Source organism: Mesorhizobium sp. KACC 23794 (assembly GCF_052180275.1).
Lineage (GTDB): Bacteria > Pseudomonadota > Alphaproteobacteria > Rhizobiales > Rhizobiaceae > Kumtagia.
Genome location: NZ_CP197465.1, coordinates 5949635 through 5965906 on the forward strand (window position 1 = coordinate 5949635; position 16272 = coordinate 5965906).

A 16272-nucleotide genomic window follows, 5' to 3' on the forward strand; every position below is an offset into this window, starting at 1 on the left:
TTGCAGCTTCCGGCAGCGGCGCGACCATGAGCATCAACGCGCCCCTGTGCGGCGACCTGAAGACGACCGGCATCAGCTACGCCGGGCGAGTCGTGTCTCTGGCCGACCTCCCCGAATACCGGAAATTCTACAAAAAGCTTTCGGCTGGCCTGTGGGAACCGCGCACGCTGAAGACGCTGTCGTCCTATCTCGACCGCGACACCGTGATGATAGACATCGGCGCCTGGATTGGCGTCACGACGTTCTTCGGCGCGCAGATCGCCAAGTCGGTCGTCGCGGTCGACCCGGACCCGAAATGCATCGCGATCCTCGAGAGGCTTGCCGCCGATCACCCGAACGTCACCGTGCTGGAGGGCGCTCTGTCAACCCAGCCGTCGGTGGCGATCCACGCCGTCGACGGCTTCGGCAGTTCGGAGACCAGCGTGCTCGACATCGGCAATGGCGAATGCGCCGCGTCTCCCGGTCGCGGCCTGGACGAGATCATGCGCCACGCGGCGGGATCGCCCGCCTTCGTCAAGGTGGACATCGAGGGCTACGAATATGCGATGGCCGACGAACTGGCGAGGCTGAACGATTTTCCGGTGCGGGCGATCCACATGGCGGTTCACCCGCAGCTCTACGAGCGGAGCCTGGCCGGCAATCGTCTGTCGCGCCGGCTTCGCACGGCGGTGGCGACGTGGCGGCTGGGGCGCAGGTTCGGCAACCGCTTTTCCGGTCCCTGGCTGGTTAAATACCCGAACCTCGCAACCTATATAATTTTCGGAGTTGTCTTTCGCGTCACGCCTAGAGGCGCGGATTTCCTTTTCGAACCGAAACGATAACCGGAGAATCCGGATGACAAACGGCGCGCCCCCCGACGTGTCCATGATCCTGATGGACAAGGTCGCCGACTGGCTCACGCATTCATCGCTGGCGGGAGACGACCTCGAAACGATGGTGCGCGGCTTCTGCGAAAGACTTGCGGCGGCGGGCATGCCGATCGCCCGTGTCCATCTTTCTTTCTCGATGCTGCACCCGCTCTACGATGCCCTCGGTTTCACCTGGGAACGCGGCGCTGGCATGCGCATCGAGGGTTTTCGCCAGAAGCCGGGCGAAAAGTCGGACCGGTTCCTACGCAGCCCCTACTACCACCTGCTGACCAACAAGCTCGACCATCTGCGGCGGCGCATCGACTATTCGGGGCCGGCCGAATTCCCGATCTTCGACGATTTGAAAGATCTCGGCGTCACCGACTATCTGGCCTTCAGGCACATGTTCAACGCCGGCAAGGACCAGGGCATGATGGGCTCTTGGGCGACCGACGCGCCGTCCGGCTTCAGCGAAGGCATGATCGCGGCGCTGCTGCGCGTCCAGAACCACCTGGCGGTCGCCGCCAAGATGGCGGTGCTCAACCGTCTCGCCGACAACATGCTGACCACCTATCTCGGCAACGACGCGGGAAAGCGTGTGCTCAGCGGCAACATCAGGCGTGGCCAGGGCGACACGATCCGCGCGGCCCTGGTGATGGCCGACATGCGTGGCTCGACGATGCTGGCCGAGCAGGAAGGGCGCGAGGCCTATATCGACACGCTAAACCGTTTCTTCGACGCGATAGCCGCGCCATTCAACCGGCGCGGCGGCCAGATATTGAGTTTCCTCGGCGACGGGTTCATCGCCGTCTATCCTTGCGACCGCCACCACGAGCCCTCTGAGATCGCCTGCCGCGCCGCGCTCTCCGCCGCCTTCAAGGCGACGGGGCGCATGAACGCACTCAACGAGGACCGCAAGCGCCAGGGCCTGTCGGAGATTGGCTACGGCATCGGCCTGCACGTCGGCAACGTCATGTTCGGCAATGTAGGCCTCAACGACCGCCTGACATTCTCGGCCTTCGGCTCGGCGGTCAACGAGGTGCAGCGGCTGCAGACACTGACCAAGAAATATCCCCAGAACGTCATCGCCAGCCAGGACTTCGCAGCCTATTGCGGAGGCGGCTGGATCACGCTCGGCAGGGAGAAGCTGCGCGGCGTCAAGGAGAAATTAACCATCCTGCATCCAGATGCCGCCGACATCACCGAGCAGGACGACGACGGCTCGTTCGAAATCAGCTACGATGGGGTGTCGGATGCAGAACAGCTTATGCTGCTGCTGCGGGGCGACGGGGGCGTCGGACTTACTTCCGGCAATGGAAAGGCTTTGCAGTGAAAATTGGATCGGTACGGATGGCGACACTTGCGGCGACACTTTGCCTGGCAGCTCCGGTCGCCGCCGAATCCGGATCGGTCGTATTGCATGACAGCCTCGACGGGCCGGACTTTGCAGAGAGCGGCGGGCTCTATTATCGCGAGAACTACGAGCAAAGTGCCGGCAAGGTCGAGTTCCAGAGCGAGGTGAAGCGCAGCGGCCAGGGCGCGCTCAAGCTCAGCATAAAACCGCTCTGCGACGCCGACAGCGACGGCTGCAGCGAGCGCGCTGAGATCTGGGAAAAGACCGAACTGCGCGTGCCCTACAATGAAGGCGTCTGGTACGGCTTCGCGGTGAAGTTCGCGGACCCTGTCCCGCAGGACGACCACCGCTACCTGATCGCCCAGTGGAAACGCGAGATCGATGCTGGCGCCGAGGGCGATTTCAGCCCGTTCCTGGCGATCCGCCTGCGCAACGGAAAGCTGTTCGCCACGGTCGAGACCAACTACATCCAGCCGAAGGCGCAGCCGGCTTCGAACGCGACGGCCGGGCTATGCGAGGCCGGATCGACACCGGTCTGGCTGCGCCCTGAAACCAACCAGATGCGGGCGCTGGTCGCGACCGAAGCAGGCTGGACGGCTGAGGACGGCGCGATCTACGCCGCCTGCACGGACGCCATCCAGGTGGTCAACCACGGCAACCCGTTGCCGACGGCGGATTCCGGCTGGATCGACTTCGCCATCTACACGAAGCCCGGCCCGGACGGCTCCGGCCTCATCGAGATGTTCGCCAACGGTAAGCCGATCGTCACGGTCAAGGGGCATATCGGCCACGCCGACAAGGGCCTCGGCGAGAACCAGTACTTCAAGTTCGGCCCCTACCGCGCGGCGCACTCCACCGAGTGGACGCTTTATTACGACGACTTCCGGCGCTCCCCCGATTGCGCCGACGTGCTGGCCGGCGGAACCTGCCCGACACCGTGACAGCGGCAGGCCTTTTTCCCCATTGAACCCCGTCCGGCCGCTACCGGACAGGTAAAAGTGCAGTGGATCGTCGGCGGATCGAAAATCCGGCCGATCTCCTTCAGCAAGCTGTCACGAATTCCCGCTACGGCCACGCAACGTAATTCTGGCGTATCCAATCGAGCGCACGGCTATGCAGTTCATTTGCTGTCGGCTAGTGTCGTGCCGTTGGGGCAACGTGACGGCGTAGGGGAGCAGTTGCGATAAGATGAATGGGGCGACGAAAACTTCGGGAAACGACCTTCTCCGGATCGAGAATCTGGGGATTTCGTTCGCCATCGTCGGCGGTCCCGTGCATGCCGTGCGCAATGCGAGCTTCCGCATCCTGCCGGGCAAGGTGACTGCGCTCGTCGGCGAGTCCGGCTCGGGCAAATCGGTGATCAGCCAGGCGGTGATGGGCATCCTGCCCAATACGGCGCAGGCGCGCGGCTCGATCCTGTTCAACGATCCGAAGACCGGAAAATCCACCGATATCCTGCAACTCGAGCGCGACGGCAAGGAAATCCGCGAATTGCGCGGCAGCCGCATCGGCAAGATTTTCCAGGAGCCGATGACGTCGCTGTCGCCGCTGCACACCATCGGCAACCAGATCGACGAGTCGCTGCACATCCATTCCGATCTCGACAATGCCGAGATCAAGGAGCGCACCATCGAGATGCTGGGGCTGGTCGGCTTCCCCAACCCGGCGCGCGCCTACACCATGTACCCGTTCGAGCTTTCGGGCGGGCTGCGCCAGCGCGCCATGATCGCCATGGCCCTGCTCTGCCGTCCTGCCCTGCTGATCGCCGACGAGCCGACGACAGCGCTCGACGTCACCATCCAGGCGCAGATCCTGCATCTACTGCGCGACCTGCAGGAACGCCTGAACATGGCGATGCTGCTGATCACCCACGACCTCGGCGTGGTGGCCAACGTTGCCGACGAGGTGGTGGTGATCTACCACGGCGAGATCATGGAGGCCGGTACGGTTCAGGACATCTTCCGCCGTCCGACGCACCCCTATCTCAAGGGGCTGATGGCGGCGGTGCCGCATTTCGACATGAAGCCCGGCGAGCGGCTGAAGGCGTTGCGTGAAGTGCCGGTCAATGTCGAGAACCTGATCGGTGCCAAGAAGAAGCCAGCGCCCGAAGGCAAGACGGAGGTCCTGCTGTCGGCCCGCGACCTGATCAAGTCCTATACGACACGCCAGTCGGGCTGGTTCGGCAAGGGCGTCGAAAAGCCTGTCCGCGCCGTCGACGGCGTCAGTTTCGACATCAGGCGCGGCGAATGCCTCGGCCTGGTCGGCGAGAGCGGCTGCGGCAAGACCACGGTCAGCAAGATCCTGATGCGAGCGGTCACGCCCGACTCCGGCTCGATCACGTTCAACAGCGCCGATGGCCCGCTCGACCTGCTCAAGGCCGAAGGCGAGGCGTTGCGCACCGTCCGCACCAAGATCCAGATGGTGTTCCAGGATCCGGTATCGTCGCTGTCGCCCCGCATGACGGTGCAGAACATCTTGAGCGAGCCGCTGGAAATCCACAATCGTGGCGACGCCGCCTCGCGCTTGCAGAAGGTGACGGCGCTGCTGAAGGCCATCGGCCTCGATGAGCGAGCGTTGAACCGCTACCCGCACTCCTTTTCCGGCGGCCAGCGCCAACGCATCGGCATCGCCCGCGCCCTGGCGCTCGGGCCGGAACTGCTGATCTGCGACGAGCCCGTCTCTGCGCTCGACGTTTCGGTGCAGGCGCAAATCCTCAACCTGCTGAAGGATCTGCAGAAGGAGCTCGGCCTCACCTACCTGTTCATCTCGCACAACCTCGCGGTGGTCGACTACATGGCCGACCGCATCGCGGTGATGTGCGCCGGCCGCATCGTCGAACTGGCGCCGTGTGAGACGCTGATGGAACATCCGGTCCATCCTTACACGCGATCGCTGCTGGCTGCGGTGCCTTTCCCGGATCTCGACCGGCCGCTCGATTTCGAGACGCTGCATATCGCCGGCGCCACCGACCAGACGGCGTGGGGGCCGCAATTCCGATATGATGGGGACGAGGACGCGCTTTCGCCAACCGATCTCGGCGGCGGACATTTCGTGCTGGCGCGCGGCTCGGTCGATGCGAGGGAGCTCGTGTGATGCTGACACGCCGTACTGCCCTCGGCCTTTTCGCCACGGCGCTCATGCCGGGTACGCTGCGCGCCGCGGAAATCGAGCCGGAAGCGCTGAAGGCGCTGGTCGACGCCGGCACTCTGCCCAAAGTCGCCGACCGGCTGCCGAAGACGCCGCGCATCGTCAATGTCGCCGGCCTCGGCGGCCAGCCGGGGCGTCATGGCGGTAGGATCCGCACCATCATCAGCGGCCAGCGCGACATCCGCCTGATGACGATCTACGGCTACACGCGGATCATCGGCTACAATTCCAGGCTGGAGTTCGAGGCCGATGTGCTCGAAAGCTACGACATCGTCGAGGAGCGCATCTTCACCTTCAAGCTGCGCGACGGCCACAAATGGTCGGACGGAACGCCGCTTTCTACCGAAGATTTCCGTTATTGCTGGGAAGACGTGCTCAACGACGAGGACCTGACGCCCGGGGGCGTGCCGATCGCGATGCGCGTCAACGACGAGCCGCCAAAATTCGAAATCCTCGACCCGTTGACGGTTCGCTACACCTGGAATGCGCCGAACCCGGACTTCCTGCCGAACCTCGCGGCCGCGCAGCCGATCAACCTCGCGCTGCCGGCCCACTATCTCAAGCAGTTCCACAAAAAATATCAGGATGAGGATAAGCTCAAGGAGTTGATGAAGAAGAACAAGGCCAAGAAGTGGAGCGGCCTGCACATCAAGATGTCGCGTACTTATCGGCCGGAAAATCCGGAACTGCCCATGCTCGACCCGTGGATCAACACGACCCAGCCGCCGGCGGAACAGTTCGTGTTCGAGCGTAACCCTTACTACCACCGAGTCGACGAGAACGGCTTGCAGCTTCCCTATATCGACAAGTTCGTGCTGAACGTCAGTTCGTCGGCGATCATCCCGGCCAAGACCGGCGCCGGCGAAAGTGACCTCCAGGCGACAGGCATCGACTTCGCCGACTACACCTTTCTCAAGGATTCCGAGAGCCGCTACCCCGTCAAGGTCAGCCTGTGGAAGAAGATCCAGGGGGCGCGCTTCGCAATTCTGCCGAATCTCAACTATGGCGACGAGGTGTGGCGGACCATCCTCCGCGACGTGCGCTTCCGCCGGGCGCTGTCGATCGCCATAGACCGGCGCGAGATAAACATGGCCTGCTTCTTCGGCCTGGCCAAGGAAAGCGCCGACACCCTGCTGCCCGAGAGCCCGCTCTTCAAGCCGGAATACGCCAAGGCGTGGTCGAGCTTCGACCCTGCCAAGGCCAACGCGCTCCTGGACGAGATGGGCCTGACCGAGCGAGACGACGACGGCATCCGCATCCTGCCCGACGGACGCACGGCGCAGCTCATCATCGAGACACCCGGAGAAAGCAAGCTCGATACCGACGTCCTCGAACTCATCACCGACCATTGGCTGAAAATCGGCCTTGCGGTCTTCATCCGTACTTCGCAGCGCGACATCTTCCGCAGCCGCGCGTTGGCCGGGCAGATCATGCTGTCGCTGTGGTCCGGCATCGACAACGGCGTGGCAACCGCCGACATGAGCCCGGACCAACTGGCGCCGACCGCCGAGGACGAACTGCAATGGCCGCTCTGGGGCGTCTATTACGTGACCCGCGGCGAGCAGGGCACGGCCCCCGACATGCCGGAAGGCGCAGAACTGGTGCGCCTGCTCCGCGAATGGAGAAGATCGGCGACGACGGAAGAGCGCGCCGACGCATGGAGACAGATGCTGGAAGTTTTCACGGATAACGTCTTCTCGATCGGCATCGTCAACCAGACGCTGCAACCGATCCTGCGCTCTGCGCGGCTGCACAACGTGCCGGAGGAAGGCCTCTACGGCTTCGACCCAACCTGTTATCTCGGTGTCTACAAGCCCGATACCTTCTGGCTTGAGGAAGCCTGATCGTGCTGAGATACATTTTCTGGCGTATCGCCATCATGATCCCGACGCTGCTGCTCATTTCAGCGCTGGTGTTCACCATCATCGAACTGCCGCCCGGCGACTATTTCGAAAGCTACGCCGCCGAACTGCGGGCGCAGGGCGAAGGCGTCGACATGGACAAGCTGAACGCGCTGCGCGCCGAATACGGCTTCGACCAGCCACCGATCGTCCGCTATTTCTACTGGGTCGGCGGCATGCTGCAGGGCGATTTCGGCTATTCGTTCGAATACGAACTGCCGGTATCCGATGTGGTCGGCGACCGGCTCTGGCTAACCGTTCTGGTCTCCTTTACCACCATCATCTTCACTTGGCTGATCGCGTTCCCGATCGGCATGTATTCCGCAACGCACCAGTATAGCTGGGGTGACTACGGGCTGACCTTCCTCGGACTGCTCGGCATAGCCATACCGAACTTCATGCTGGCGCTGATTCTGATGTATTTCGCCAACATCTGGTTCGGCACCTCGATCGGCCATCTGATGGACCAGCAATATTTCGGCCAGCCGATGAGCTGGGCGAAGGCCAAATCGATCCTCGAACATCTGTGGATACCGGTGATCATCGTCGGCACCGCCGGCACCGCCGGCATGATCCGGCGGTTGCGCGCCAACCTTCTCGACGAGTTGCAGAAGCAATACGTCATGACGGCGCGCGCCAAGGGCCTGCATCCGTTCAAGACGCTGATCAAATACCCGCTGCGCATGTCGCTCAACTTCTTCATCTCCGACATCGGCTCCATCTTGCCGGCCATCATCTCCGGCGCCGAAATCACGGCGATCGTGCTGTCGCTGGAGACCACGGGTCCGATGCTGATAAAGGCATTGCAAAGCCAGGACATGTACCTTGCAGGCTCCTTCCTGATGTTCCTCGCCTTCCTCACGGTGATCGGCGTGCTCATTTCCGATCTCGCCCTCGCGCTGCTCGACCCGCGTATCAGGCTGCAGGGCGGGAGCACGAAATGACGTCTTCATTGCCGGCGCCCGGCGCGCCTCTCGATCATTTTGTTTCCACCGCGCCCTTCGACCCCTTGTCGGTCGAGGCGATGACGGAGGAGCAGACCAAGGTCTACCAGGCCTCGCAACTGCGGCTGATGTGGTGGAAATTCAAGCGCCACAGGGTTGCCCTGTGGTCGGCGATCTTCCTGGCCGCCTTCTACCTGATGATCCTCATCTGCGAGTTCGTCGCGCCCTACAATCTGCACACCCGCAACGTCGACTTCATTTATACACCGCCGCAGCGTGTGCATCTCTTCCACGAAGGAAGCTTCGTCGGTCCGTTCGTCTATGGCCGCACCATGACGCTCGACATGGACACGCTGAAGCGCGACTATGCCGACAACCCGAACGACGTGCAGAAGCTGCGTTTCTTCTGCTCGGGCGACCCATATAAGTTCTGGGGCGTCATTCCGGGCACTTTCCATTTCGTCTGCCCGGCGGAAGGCGGCCAGTTCTTCGCACTCGGCACCGACCGGCTCGGCCGCGACGTGATGTCGCGCATCATCTATGGTGCGCGCATCTCGCTGACCATCGGTCTGCTGGGCGTCGCCTTCTCCTTCCTGCTCGGCATCGTCATTGGCGGGCTCGCGGGCTATCACGGCGGCGTCTTCGACCTGATCGTGCAGCGCATCATCGAGGTACTGCAATCGCTGCCGAGCATTCCGCTGTGGATGGCGCTGGCGGCGATCATGCCGGTGACGTGGAGTCCGATCGTCATCTATTTCGGCATCACGCTGATCCTCGGCCTGATCGACTGGACGGGACTGGCGCGCGCCGTCCGCTCGAAACTCCTGTCGCTGCGTGAGGAAGACTATGTGCTCGCCGCGCAATTGATGGGAGCAAGACCCAGCCGCATTATCGGCCGCCACCTCGTGCCCGGCTTCATGTCGCACCTGATCGCCTCGGCGACGATCGCCATCCCCGGCATGATTTTGGGCGAGACCGCGCTGTCCTTCCTCGGTCTCGGCCTCAGACCGCCGATCACAAGCTGGGGCATCTTGCTCGTCGAGGCCCGCGACGTCAGCGTCATCGCCTTCTATCCGTGGCTGCTGTTCCCGATGATCCCGGTGATCCTCGTCATCCTCGCCTTCAACTTCATGGGCGACGGATTGCGCGACGCGGCGGATCCGTATCGGTAGCCAACGCCGGAGCGCGGCCTCCTTTCGAGGCCGCCCTCACATCCGGGGTCAGCCCTTCTTGCTGGCCTCGTCATAGGCCTCGGCGAAATAGGCGAGGAAGACGTCCAGCATGCCGTTCTCGTGCGGGGCTGTCTTCTGCTCCCAGCGTTCCTCGAACAGATCCCACGAACGGCTCTTCTTGGACAAGAAGGCCGACGTGCCGACCTTGGCCGAGATCGCCTCCGGGGAGATATCATCGAGCAGCCGCGACAGCGCTTTCTGCATGGCCGAATAGGTCGCGAGTTCATGCCGCTTCAGATCGGCGAAGCCGGCGTCGAGGCTTTGCTTGCCTCCGAGGAACCCCGGGCGGCGGCGCGTGAACATCACATCGATGATCTCCGGCGCGCCCGGAATGAATTTCAGCGGGTTGTTGTCGGTGGCGCCGATCATGGTGCGACTGGAGCTTTTGGTCATCGCCTTGGCCGCCGCACGGGCACGCAGCAATTGCGCGAGATGCTCGACGGTGACCCGCAGGAACTCGCCAACCTCGTAGCCGACCTCCGCCGGGTCGCGCGTCGCAAACGTCTCGGGCGCCACCCCTGCCCCGGCCGCCAGCCCTTGAAGGAACCGGGCGAGGCCCTGCTGGTCGCCGCCGGCAGCGGGCGCGGCGGGCTGTGGCGGCGGAAACGGCTGGGCCGCAAACGGCATCCCGGGGTTCACCGCGCCGGGATTGAGAGATGCGGCCGGAGGGCCGGATCCGAAAGACTCTCCCGTGACAGGCGCGGGCCGGGGACGCGGCGCAGGCAAATCGGCAGCCGGCGGAAAGCCGGGGGCTGGCGGCGCGTAAGCCGGTGCGGGACCGGGCAATGGCTGCGATGCGGCCGGGCCGAACGGCGATTCCTGGCGGGAAGGAACCGGCGTCGCGGCAGGCATGGCGAACGGATCGCCGCCGCGCGGCGGCTGTTCCGAACCGCCGGCCGGCCGCATGTCCGGAAACTCGATGAACTGGTGCGAGAAATCAGCCGCACGCCGGCGTCCCGGCGGCTCGGGCGTCAGTTCGCGGCGGTCGATCGGCGGGGGAGCCGGCGCGCCCGTACCCCAGATATCGTCGGAGGGCGTGGAGAAGGACTGGCGCGACGGCGCGTCCAGATCGTCTTCGGTCGATGTAAAGCGGGGGGCGCCGGCATCGTCGATCTCGACACGGACGATGTAGTTGCCGATCGTCAGCCGATCGCCGGTCGACAACCGGTACGGGCTCTTCATCCGCGCCGTCGAGCCGTTGAGGAACGTGCCGTTGCGCGACACGTCGTAGAGCCAGTAGCCGCCCTTCTCGAACCGCACCTCGCAATGCAGGCCGGAAATGTAGCGGCTGGGGTCCGGCAGCGTCCAGTCGAGATGCTGCTGGCGGCCGATCTCGAAGCCGCGATTGCGCGCCTGGAACTGGATCGGGCCGCCATCCGGCAGGGAATCGACACTGTCGATCGTAAGCGTGATGGTCATCAGGCCGCTGCAAATGCCTCAATTCCGCGCCGGGCGCAACGCGGCAGAGACTACCGGCCAACCTGTTCCCTGTGCAATAAAATTGCTTGATACCGGCTGCGCTTTGTCGACGGCGGAATGGCGCATCGCGCGACGCGCCGCTCAACTTTCCGTCATCTGGATGCCCATCGACACGCAGGCCGAAAGCACCGCGGCCCGCTGCTTGAGCGGCACGCGGGCGATCGCGCTGAGGACGGCGGCGTTCACGGCGCGCGCCGTCAGGAAAGGCGGCGGCACGACGGGAGCCATGCCGGACGGCGCCATGGAGCCTCCGCTCCATCCGGCCGCCAGCGCGATCCAGGCGCCCGGCGTCTTGACCGGGGCCGCCATGCCCGCATCCAGCGCGGCATAGCGGCGATCCTCCTCGGGCTCGCGCACCCAGTCCTCGGCGACCGCCAGCAGCCCCTTGTCCTGGGTGCTCAGGCCCTCCGGAAGGTTGACCAGGCACTGGTGCCCCCACCAGACGGCGACCCGCCGCGGCAGGAGATAGGCGCAGAAGGTGACTGCGTCCTCGGGCGTCGGGCTGGTGACCAGGTCGCGCAGATACTCGATGGACGGACGCTCGGCCGGAACGGCGGTCATGTCCTCGGCGGCGGTCGGGAACGTCTCGAAAAGTTCCCGGGCGGTGTTGAAGCGGAGGCGGGTGCTCATCTGTCGAGGCCTTCGCTCAATTGATCTTCACGATGGTGCCGTTGATGATCATCGTCGCACCGGCCTCGTGCTGCGACAGCAGCTTCGAATTCGACTTGAACTGCAGGCTGGTGCTGATCTCGACGCTGGGCGACTCGATCTTGATCGACATCGGATCCATCGTGATGACACTCTTGCCGCAGGTGATCGTGATCTTGGTCTTGGCCGTTATCTTGAGTTCGTTGCCGACATCCAGCGTATCGTCGTTCTTGATGGTCGTTTCGCGGTCGACCTTGACCAGCCGTTTCTCGTTGTTTTCGATGGTCGAATCGAGATCCTTCTGGCCATGGAACCGGACGAGCTCCGATCCCTTCGAATCGTCCATCACAAATTCGTTGTAGCCGCCTCCCCCCGTGGTCGAGTTGGTCTTCCAGCCGGAAATGTTCTTCTTTCCGGGCAGTTCGAAGGGGGGCATGTTGTCGGCGTTGTAGACGCCGCCGACGACGATCGGCTGGTCCGGATCGCCTTCGAGGAATTCGACGAGCACCTCGTGTCCGACCCGTGGCGTGAAGATCGCGCCAAAATTCTGGCCGGCGAAGACCTGCGCGACGCGGACGCGCCGTGACTCGTCGGATTTGCGGTCCCAATGGAAACGCACGAGGATGCGGCCGTATTTATCGCAGTCGATCTCGCCTTCGCCCACCACCTTGGCGGTCTGCGGCCCGCGGATGAACGGCTTTTGCGTCACCGCGGCCGGCGCGAAGGGCTGGTCGGAGCGCATGAACTCGTATGCGCCCTTGTAACCTTCGCCGCTGCCCGTACCGGAGCGATAGCTCTCGCCTTCAAAACTGTGGGAGGCCCGCAGCACCAGATACTGCTCGTTCTGGTCGTCCTCGGGATGGCCGACGAGGTTGACCAGCGCGCCGGGATAGAGGCTGGCGCAATCGCCTTCCGCATGGAAATGGCTGTCCTCGGCACGGTTGCGGTCGAGCTGGACCTGGGCGTAGTCGTTGCCGTCCGACTGTTCCACATAGCGGCCGGGGAAGACGTAGCTCTCCAGCGTGCCATGCTCGTATTTGGCGTCGCCGGTCTTCTCCGCCTTCATGTTGGCCGACGGCTTCTTGAAGTCGTAGTCGGTCATCGCGACCTTGCCGGTGGTGAATTTGCGTTCGGGGCGCCACAAAGCGAGATGTTCCGTCTCGCGGCGATGCTGGGCATCGACGGAGATGAACGGCCGCGATCCGCGCGCCACCGGGATGTAGGCGGAGCTTCCGTCGCCCATGATCAGCTTGTGGGCACCGTTCGTATGCCGGAAATGATAGCTTATGCCGTGCTCCTCCATGAGCCGGCAGACAAAGTCCATGTCGCTCTCGCGGTACTGCGCGCAATATTCCAGCGTCGGATAGCCGCGCGACAGCGATGGCTGGAAATCGGCAAGGCCGCCATGGTCGCCGAATATCTTCTCGATGATCTGCGGCGCGGTCATCTCGTGGAAGATCAGCGAATTGACCCGCTTGGAGAGCATCCACAGCCAGGGGCGCAGGACCAGTTCATAGATGTTGCCTTCCACCCTGGTGCCGGTCCACCGGGCTTCGGCCAGCATGCCGTCGAAGACGCGCTTGTCGCCGTCCACCGTCGTCAGCGTCAGCGTGCAGTGCTTGCCGATCGCTTCGTCGAAGCGGAGGACCTTCTTTTCGTCGTTGACGGCTTCGATGCGGTATTCGAAGAGCTGGCTCAGGCCCTCGCTGCCTTCGAACGAGATCAGCGCCAGGCGGTCGCCGCCGAGCGGCGTCTCGAGCTTTCCTTTCCGCTGGTCTTGGGTATAGGGACTGGCCATGGCAGCGAAATCTCCTTGAAGCCGAGGCGCCGGTTTCACGGCGCTTCCCTCCGACCGACGGACGCCCAGGAAAGCAGGCGCAATATCGACGATACGGCTGCTTCTTTTCCAGCCGATGTCTCAACGCCGGCGATTCGTATCCAAACCGATCTTCTATAAACCAGTGTAAGTGTTCAACAATCGACCAAACGAACGCCGCAGGAAAACGGCGTCGTCAAGTTACGGCCTTAGTTTCGTTGACACAATCTACCCTAGCTCCTATCATTTTTGTCTCATCACTATCACTCGCCGTTGTCAAAAGGGATCAAGGTGCTATGCGCAAGGTAATTTTCGCATCGGTCCTCGCTGCCACAAGCTTCTGGGGACTGGCGGTCGCAGCAGCCGATCCGCAGATGAAATCCGAGCAGATCGTCAAGTATTTCGCCAATACCGCGGATCTCGGCGCAAAGCGTGGAATCTGCATCGGCACCATGGACGAATGCAACAAGGATCAGCCGGCGCCGACCGGGCTGGACATGCTGATCAACTTCGACCTCGACTCGGCCGACCTGACCGAGCAGGCACGTGCCAACCTCAACGAGTTCGCCAAGGCGCTGAAGGACGAGCGTCTGCGCGCCGCGACGTTCGTCGTCGAAGGCTACACCGATGCGTCAGGCGACGAGCAATACAATGATCAATTGTCGGCTCGGCGCGCCCAGTCGGTCACGGCGTTCCTGCTCGCCAATGGCATCAGCCGGGATAAGGTGGAAGCGATGGGACTGGGCGAGAAGAACCCTCGCGTCCCCGATCCCTATGATCCGGTCAATCGCCGCGTCGAGATGAGAATCAAGATTCAGTAACCTCGGAACTGAAGCCGCGACACGAAGCGGAAACGCAACGCGCGGTATGGTCCATACAGGCGCTCAGTTCGGTGGGCGCCAGTCTTGAGATCAAATACCGCGATGCGATTCGACAGTCTGCTCACCCCCGTCTCAGAGACCGAGCCTTGCGGCCCGGATCTCGACGAGGTCGGCGACAACCAGTATCTCAACTACATGCTCGGCGCCGAAAACCGGATACCGCTCAGGTATCTCGACCCGGTAACCGGCGCGCCCGACAACACCATCAAGATCGACCTGAAGGCCGAAACCAAGTCGATCGGCGAATTCCTCCAGCAGTCGCGCGACCTGCGGCTGCTGACCCTGGAGGCCCGCTTCCAGTCGCTGGCCGGGCAGTTGACCGGGTTCTCCGAATGCCTGCAGGCGATCGCGGCGCTGATCGAGAAATACTGGGAAGACGTCCATCCGCGCGGATATGAGGGCGATTTCACGCTGCGCCAGAACATGATCGGCGTGCTGGAGGATCGCAAGACGGTGATCTTGCCGCTGCAATACGCGCCGATCATTCGCGACCAGCGGGCCGGGGCGATCAGCCTCCGCAGCCACGCGGTCGCCACCGGCGCAGCCACGCCGCTCGAGGACGAGCGCAACCTCGACATCAACCAGATCATCGAGACGCTGCGCAGCGAGTCGCATCGTGCGGAGATCGACGGGGTCCACGCCTCGGTGGCGGCGGCACGCAACGCCATCACCACCATCCAGTCGGCTTTCGACCAGGCGACCAACTACGAGTATTCGCCCAATTTCGAACTGCTCGGCGGCGTCCTTGATCAATTGCTGAAATTCATCGAGAGCGCCCGCCCCGAGCTTGGCGGCGCAGGCGCCGAACCGGAAGAGACGGCGGTCTCGACGGGCGCGGACGGAGAAACCGGCGCGGCGGAAGGATCGTCCCCGGCACCCCTCGGCAGGGCACAGGCGAAAGCCGAGGCGGTCACGATTGCCAGCCATGCATCGGCAGCCGCCGCACTTCTCGCCGCGGAGCAATATTTCGGCCGCTCGGAGCCGTCGTCGCCGGCGCTGATCCTCGTTCACCAGGCACGGCTGCTCGTCGGCAAGCCGCTTGTGGCGGCGCTGGAAGCGCTGCTGCCGGACAATGTCGAATATGCCTCGATCGTGGTCGACTCCTCGGTCGGGTTTGAGTTCAACATGGCCAAGATGCGGGCGATCACCGAGGACTACGCCTCGACTGCCGAGGAGGCTGCCGAGAACAGCGATCCGCCCCCCGATTTCAAGGCCGAAACACGCGCCCAAGCCGTCGCGCTGATGAACGGGGTCGCGGGCTTTTTCCGCAGCGTCGAGCCGTCGAGCCCCATACCCATGGTGCTTGGCCGAGCCGAACGTTTTACGAGCCAGAACTTCCAGTCGATCATTGCCGATCTGATGCCGAAGAAGGCCAGCGAGTGAGCAAAGATTCGGGCGTGAAACAGTTTGACAAGCCGCCGCAACTTCGTGTTCCATGCGGCACAAAGAGGAGCTGAACGATGTCAGACAGCGGTCAGAAATTCATCAAACGCAATCGTCCTCCTCGTGTTCAAATCTCGTATGAGGATCCGTACAACGCCGAAAAGCAGGTTGAACTGCCTTTCGTCATGGGTATACTGTCCGACCTCTCGGGCAACGCTTCAAAGGCTGTAAAAGCGCCGATGGCCGAGCGGAAGTTCTCGAATGTCGACATGGACAATTTCGAAGACTACATGTCGAGCGTAGAGCCCGCAGTGACTTTCCGGACGCCGAACAAGTTGAGCGGCGACGGCAACGAGCAGCTTGGTGTCAGCCTCACCTTCAAGCGCATGGAGGACTTCACTCCCGGCGCGATCGCAAGACAGGTCCCTGCCCTGCGTGCGCTTCTCGAGGCGCGCGAGCAGCTTGCCAACCTCCAGCGCTACATGGACGGCAAAGTGGCGGCCGAGGACCAGCTCAAGAAACTGCTTGCCGATCCGGAGCTCATGAAAGCGCTCAAGGAACGGCGCGACGCCGCCGTCGCGGCCAGCCCGCCTGCCGAAACCGAAGACAACGCGTAACGTTTCGTCGCAAGGCAGCGCA

Annotated in this window: 13 protein-coding genes; 10 read left to right on the forward strand and 3 right to left on the reverse strand. The window is 63.2% G+C overall.

All coding sequences use genetic code 11. From position 1 onward, the window contains the following. Positions 1-26 precede the first annotated feature (26 nt). From ACSBOB_RS28930 to ACSBOB_RS28960, 7 genes are all read left to right on the forward strand, one after another. Positions 27-821, forward strand: coding sequence for an FkbM family methyltransferase (locus tag ACSBOB_RS28930; RefSeq protein WP_442579470.1), 795 nt, complete (start codon positions 27-29; stop codon positions 819-821). 13 nt (positions 822-834) lie between these two features. Continuing rightward, positions 835-2181 (forward strand): adenylate/guanylate cyclase domain-containing protein, encoded by a 1347-nt coding sequence (locus ACSBOB_RS28935; protein ID WP_442579471.1) that lies wholly within the window; start codon positions 835-837, stop codon positions 2179-2181. A 17-nt stretch (positions 2182-2198) separates the two neighbouring features. Continuing rightward, positions 2199-3143 carry a polysaccharide lyase gene (locus tag ACSBOB_RS28940; RefSeq protein WP_442579472.1) on the forward strand — a complete coding sequence of 315 codons (945 nt, stop codon included), beginning with the start codon at positions 2199-2201 and terminating at the stop codon, positions 3141-3143. A gap of 247 nt (positions 3144-3390) precedes the next feature. Beyond that, a complete protein-coding gene (locus ACSBOB_RS28945; RefSeq protein ID WP_442579473.1) occupies positions 3391-5295 on the forward strand; it encodes an ABC transporter ATP-binding protein in 1905 nt (634 codons plus the stop codon). Further along, positions 5295-7193 (forward strand): ABC transporter substrate-binding protein, encoded by a 1899-nt coding sequence (locus tag ACSBOB_RS28950; RefSeq protein WP_442579474.1) that lies wholly within the window; start codon positions 5295-5297, stop codon positions 7191-7193. The genes ACSBOB_RS28945 and ACSBOB_RS28950 overlap by 1 nt, the downstream gene beginning before the upstream one ends. A gap of 2 nt (positions 7194-7195) precedes the next feature. Next, the gene (locus tag ACSBOB_RS28955) at positions 7196-8194 is read left to right on the forward strand and encodes an ABC transporter permease (protein WP_442579475.1); all 999 of its coding nucleotides are present in this window, start codon (positions 7196-7198) and stop codon (positions 8192-8194) included. Beyond that, positions 8191-9366 carry an ABC transporter permease gene (locus ACSBOB_RS28960; protein WP_442579476.1) on the forward strand — a complete coding sequence of 392 codons (1176 nt, stop codon included), beginning with the start codon at positions 8191-8193 and terminating at the stop codon, positions 9364-9366. The genes ACSBOB_RS28955 and ACSBOB_RS28960 overlap by 4 nt, the downstream gene beginning before the upstream one ends. Positions 9367-9414: 48 nt before the next feature. Here the strand turns inward: ACSBOB_RS28960 and tagH are convergent, their stop codons facing one another. The 3 genes from tagH to ACSBOB_RS28975 all read right to left on the reverse strand — a co-directional run bounded on the left by tagH (position 9415) and on the right by ACSBOB_RS28975 (position 13351). Next, positions 9415-10845 carry a type VI secretion system-associated FHA domain protein TagH gene (gene tagH / locus ACSBOB_RS28965; protein ID WP_442579477.1) on the reverse strand — a complete coding sequence of 477 codons (1431 nt, stop codon included), beginning with the start codon at positions 10843-10845 and terminating at the stop codon, positions 9415-9417. Between the two features lie 141 nt (positions 10846-10986). Next, positions 10987-11535 (reverse strand): DUF6931 family protein, encoded by a 549-nt coding sequence (locus tag ACSBOB_RS28970; RefSeq protein WP_442579478.1) that lies wholly within the window; start codon positions 11533-11535, stop codon positions 10987-10989. Positions 11536-11551: 16 nt separating this feature from the next. After that, positions 11552-13351, reverse strand: a complete 1800-nt coding sequence (locus tag ACSBOB_RS28975; protein ID WP_442579479.1) for a type VI secretion system Vgr family protein — start codon at positions 13349-13351, stop codon at positions 11552-11554. 314 nt (positions 13352-13665) lie between these two features. Here ACSBOB_RS28975 and ACSBOB_RS28980 point away from each other — a divergent pair, with 314 nt between their 5' ends. The 3 genes from ACSBOB_RS28980 (at position 13666) to tssB (ending at position 16250) form a co-directional block, all read left to right on the forward strand. Further along, positions 13666-14190, forward strand: coding sequence for an OmpA family protein (locus ACSBOB_RS28980; RefSeq protein WP_442579480.1), 525 nt, complete (start codon positions 13666-13668; stop codon positions 14188-14190). Positions 14191-14292: 102 nt separating this feature from the next. After that, entirely contained in the window at positions 14293-15633 is a 1341-nt protein-coding gene (locus ACSBOB_RS28985; protein ID WP_442579481.1) for an ImpA family type VI secretion system protein, read from the forward strand. A gap of 77 nt (positions 15634-15710) precedes the next feature. Next, positions 15711-16250: a type VI secretion system contractile sheath small subunit gene (tssB, locus tag ACSBOB_RS28990; RefSeq protein ID WP_442579482.1), complete on the forward strand. Its 540-nt coding sequence runs from the start codon at positions 15711-15713 to the stop codon at positions 16248-16250. The last annotated feature ends 22 nt before the right edge of the window (positions 16251-16272 follow it).